This window comes from Acinetobacter sp. MF4640, assembly GCF_002018895.1.
GTDB lineage: Bacteria > Pseudomonadota > Gammaproteobacteria > Pseudomonadales > Moraxellaceae > Acinetobacter > Acinetobacter johnsonii.
Genome location: NZ_MVOM01000100.1, coordinates 1 through 4,073 on the forward strand (window position 1 = coordinate 1; position 4,073 = coordinate 4,073).

5 protein-coding genes and 1 pseudogene are annotated in these 4,073 nt (G+C 38.6%); 3 read left to right on the forward strand and 3 right to left on the reverse strand.

Features of this window, described 5'->3' with window-relative positions:
• On the reverse strand, positions 1–409 hold a 409-nt coding region (locus MF4640_RS18285; RefSeq protein WP_153042486.1), incomplete at its 3' end, for an IS5 family transposase.
• 53 nt (positions 410–462) lie between these two features.
• Here MF4640_RS18285 and MF4640_RS18290 point away from each other — a divergent pair.
• Positions 463–771, forward strand: a pseudogene (locus MF4640_RS18290) (recombinase family protein); the annotation flags it as partial.
• Between the two features lie 213 nt (positions 772–984).
• Here the strand turns inward: MF4640_RS18290 and MF4640_RS18295 are convergent.
• Together MF4640_RS18295 and MF4640_RS18300 are read right to left on the reverse strand one after the other, a co-directional pair.
• Positions 985–2,310, reverse strand: a complete 1,326-nt coding sequence (locus tag MF4640_RS18295; RefSeq protein WP_078390462.1) for an ISNCY family transposase — start codon at positions 2,308–2,310, stop codon at positions 985–987.
• Positions 2,311–2,505: 195 nt separating this feature from the next.
• A complete protein-coding gene (locus MF4640_RS18300; RefSeq protein ID WP_016167882.1) occupies positions 2,506–3,072 on the reverse strand; it encodes a hypothetical protein in 567 nt (188 codons plus the stop codon).
• Between the two features lie 215 nt (positions 3,073–3,287).
• On the opposite strand from MF4640_RS18300, the gene MF4640_RS18305 reads away from it, so the two are divergent.
• Together MF4640_RS18305 and MF4640_RS18310 are read left to right on the forward strand one after the other, a co-directional pair.
• Entirely contained in the window at positions 3,288–3,590 is a 303-nt protein-coding gene (locus MF4640_RS18305; protein WP_000286964.1) for a type II toxin-antitoxin system RelE/ParE family toxin, read from the forward strand.
• Positions 3,591–3,872, forward strand: coding sequence for an addiction module antidote protein (locus MF4640_RS18310; RefSeq protein WP_000985610.1), 282 nt, complete (start codon positions 3,591–3,593; stop codon positions 3,870–3,872). It abuts the gene before it with no gap.
• Positions 3,873–4,073 lie beyond the last annotated feature (201 nt).

Consider the following 4,073-nt stretch of genomic DNA (forward strand, 5'->3'; position numbering starts at 1 on the left):
TCTTGCGTTTCCATTCGCCCTCACCTAGAAACTTCATGCCTGTAGAGTCTACGAGTAGATGCAGCCCATCGCTACTTTTTTGGTAGCTGATTGCAATATCAATATGCTTTTGTCTTCTACAAAGCGTACTGTAATCTGGTGCGGTCCAATTTAATCCGCAAAGTTTAATCAGACTTTGCACAAAGCCAGTGACCATACGTAAAGATAGACGGAATAAGGATTTAATCATTAAGCAGCATTGGATAGCTGCGTCGGAGTAGGTTTGATTTCGCCCTTGTTTGCCTTTTGATGGAGCATACCATTGCGTAGCAGGATCAGACCAAATGACAATATTTCCGCGACTTATGAGTGCTCGGTTATATGCGGGCCAATTGGTTGTGCGGTAGATTTTGTGTGTAGGCTTCTTCATTTGAAAATTATATCGCTGAAAAAGCCTTTACAGATAGGTTTGTGCAACAAAGCCTCCAGTTTGTAAAAGAAAATATTACTTTTACGGCCGAATCCACCCCGATGGATAATTTGATGCTGCAATTGATGGGTGCTTTTGCACAGTTCGAACGTGAGATAATTTTAGAGCGGCAAAAGGAAGGAATAAAACTCGCCTCTGCTCAGGGGAAGTACAAAGGTCGGGTGCATAAACTAAAGCCTGACCAAGCTGAAGCTTTACGACAAGCATGGAGGGAAGGGAAGTATCCATCAAAAATGGCATTAGGAAAAGCTTTTGGGATTAGTCGTCAGGCGGTATACCGATATTTACAAGTTAGTGAATAGCTTATTGGGATTGGCAACTAAATTTAGTTTAACTTATAAAAATCATGAAACATTGTTCGAATTTTAAGCGTGGAACATAAATAATCAATAAAAAGCCGCTCTGGTACCCTATGCCCCACAACGGCTTGATCTAATATACTGAAATTTAATGATAAATATCAAGTTGTTATTCCCAAGTAGAAATGTCCTACCTAATAACCAAATAGAAATGTCCTATATGGACATTTCCAAGTCAAGCACAGGATTCAGATTTCGTTGTTGAATTGCTGTTTTCTGTGCACGTCTGCTTGGCATCTTTTGAGAACGATTGCGTTTGTTTTGTTGTTCCAGTTCCTCATGCTGTTGTTGAATATGCAGCAATACAGAACTTAAACGTTTATTCTCAACAATCTCTCGCTGGTTGAGCTGACTTAACTTATCGAAGATGCTGTAATTGATTTTTCTTCCTTGATGTTCAATGGCTACCGTGCCATCTGGGTATTCCAGGAACTCAAGATATTTACCGATCAGCCTCTGATTTTCTGCCGTATTTTCCAGGAGGTATACGCATTTATCATAAGTAATGGTCAAGCTATTCGTGACCCTTCGAGGTTCACGCCAGGTAAAAATATCATCTAATTCCTCAGCTGTTTCAGTGACAGTCCGGTGTAAATCCTTGGGATTAAAAGCCATCTTGGCGAATTTACGATTAAACTGCTCAATAAAGCAGGGCAGCCACTTATTCGCATCTTCAATTGAACAGATACTTTGCAGGCGCATTTCTTTAATCAGACGGTCCTGCAAGGTCCTGTTGGCGCGTTCCACACGTCCTTTGGCCTGTGGTGAATTAGCGAAGATGATATCGATATTCAGGGTGCTAAGCACGCGTCCAAACTGGGTAATCTTGGTGTCTTTCTTGCTGCTTTGATTGACCCTAAAAACTGAATGTTTGTCACTGTAAAATGCCAATGGTTTACCGTGCTGTTCGACATACAGGCGTGTTGAAATCATATAGTCAAAGGCTGATTCTGATTCACAGAAGCGTAAATGCTGCAATTTTCCTGTGGCATCATCGATAAACACCAGCAAACAGCATTTAGGGGCTCGTCCTTCAAACCAGTCATGATGTGAGCCATCGATTTGGATCAGTTCACCATAACAATCCCGGTTGTAACGAGGCTGATACGGGCGTTTCAGGCGCTTACAGCGAGGAATCCATAAATCGGCTGCAATCATCCAGGAACGCAGGGTTTCTACTGAAAGATCGAATCCATGCATGGTGGTGAGCTTTTCATGCGCTAAAGTGGGTCCGAAACCATGAAGTTGATCAGAAATAATATTGAGGCACTTGAGCCTGAGTTCTTCAGGAAGTTTGGAATTGCTGGTTTGGCCACGACCGGCATGGGCTAATGCAGCTGGGCCTTGAGCTTTGTATTTTTGCAGTAAGCGTCTGATCTGACGTTCTGAAATATGCAGTAGCTGAGCAGCCTGGGATTGAGTGATGCGTTGATCACAGATTTCCTGCAAGACCGACAATCGTTTAAGTTCTTTATCCGACATAGACACCAACATATCAAACCGTCCGCTTCGATAATCGCAAAAGCGCATATTCTAAAAGCGGACATTTTTACTTTGGAGAAACCGGACATTTCTATTTTGGGCTTACACAAGTATTTCGTATAAGGTGTATTATGTTAATTTTAGAAATACTTACTAGTTCTTATAAGTATTTCCATAAAAATAAGTAAACCTTTTTTATTTATTTTGTTCCAATAAAACTTGCTTAGTTATTTTCCATCCTTCATCTTCAATAAAGCTAACTGTATAACGAAACTTATTAGCTGGCCCCATATTTCCTTGATCCACACCACCGAACTTATCATCAGCATAAGCATATGAGACTATTTCAAACTCACTTGGGCTAATTTGTTTCATTGATTGAATAAAACGGTAGTTTATTGAAGCTTTATCAGCATTCCAGAAAGCTTCGTTGTTATCACCAAAAGCATCATTTGTTGTTACTAATAATGGTCTATTTGGTGAAAATCGTGAAACCTCAGAAACATAATAAGAATGAGTTCCTGTTCCCCCATTGCATCCTATATCTCCATTCCAAAGGACATAGTAAGTTGAACCATTTTCAGAAGGCTTATCAATAGTAAAAATATCTTTTAGTTGAACTTTATCATTCATACAAGAAATCGAAGTTATGTAATTATTCATAATTCGAACAATGTTAGTTTTCTCAGACAACTCAGAAGCATAAGTTGAACCTAATGAAAAACTGCTAATTAGAATGCCAGCAATCAACTTTTTAAACACGGAATTCCCCCATAAAATTAATAATTGTAAAATTTGCCTATAGTAACTTGAGTTGGCTTTTAAAAGACTGAAAATTATTCAAAAAAATTTATGTTTTATATCTTTAATTAAATCCATTTAACATAATGGTGGTTATACGAAATTCATCTGTTGTAAGCCCCATACATTCAAGTTTATTTCTTGCATAAATGTATCCTATAGGATACATTACTCTTATGTACTCAATATATACCACTGAAGTCTTTGATGACTGGTTTACTAAGTTAAAAGACCAGCAGGCAAAAAGACGTATACAAGTCCGAATTGATCGGGTTGAAGATGGAAACTTTGGAGATACTGAACCAGTCGGTGAAGGTGTCTCTGAATTACGTTTCTTCTTTGGACCTGGCTACAGGATCTATTACTGTAAGCAAGGGCAAAGGGTCGTTATTCTTTTAGCAGGCGGAGACAAGTCTACGCAAAGTAAAGATATAAAACTTGCCCTACAACTAGCACAAGATTTAGAGGAGGAGCTGTAAATGGCTATCAAACTTCGTAAATGGGACAGTGCTGAACATCTTAAAACAGAAGAAGATATGCAAGCTTACCTACAAGCCTGTATAGATGAATCTAATGGTGATGCGGCATTCATTGCAAAAGCTTTAGGTAATATTGCTAAAGCTAAAGGAATGGCTCAATTATCAAGAGACACAGGTTTAGGCCGAGAAAGTCTTTATAAAGCACTTTCTGGCGATGTAAATCCAAGCTTTGATACTGTTATTAAAGTGGTAAAAGCGCTGAATTTACGCTTAGCAATTTAAAAAAAACTAGTAAAAAAGGGAGCTTAAAGCTCCCTTTTTTAACTTCATATAACGTGTATTATGTTAATTTTAGGAAATCTTAGTCTTTAGCTAACATAATCTTCAGTTGATATTACTTGAGCATATGCAAATTCAAAAGCGGCCATTAATGTTGCATGGACATGACCAGCAGGTACTTTAACGCCATTAAATTCCAAGTCT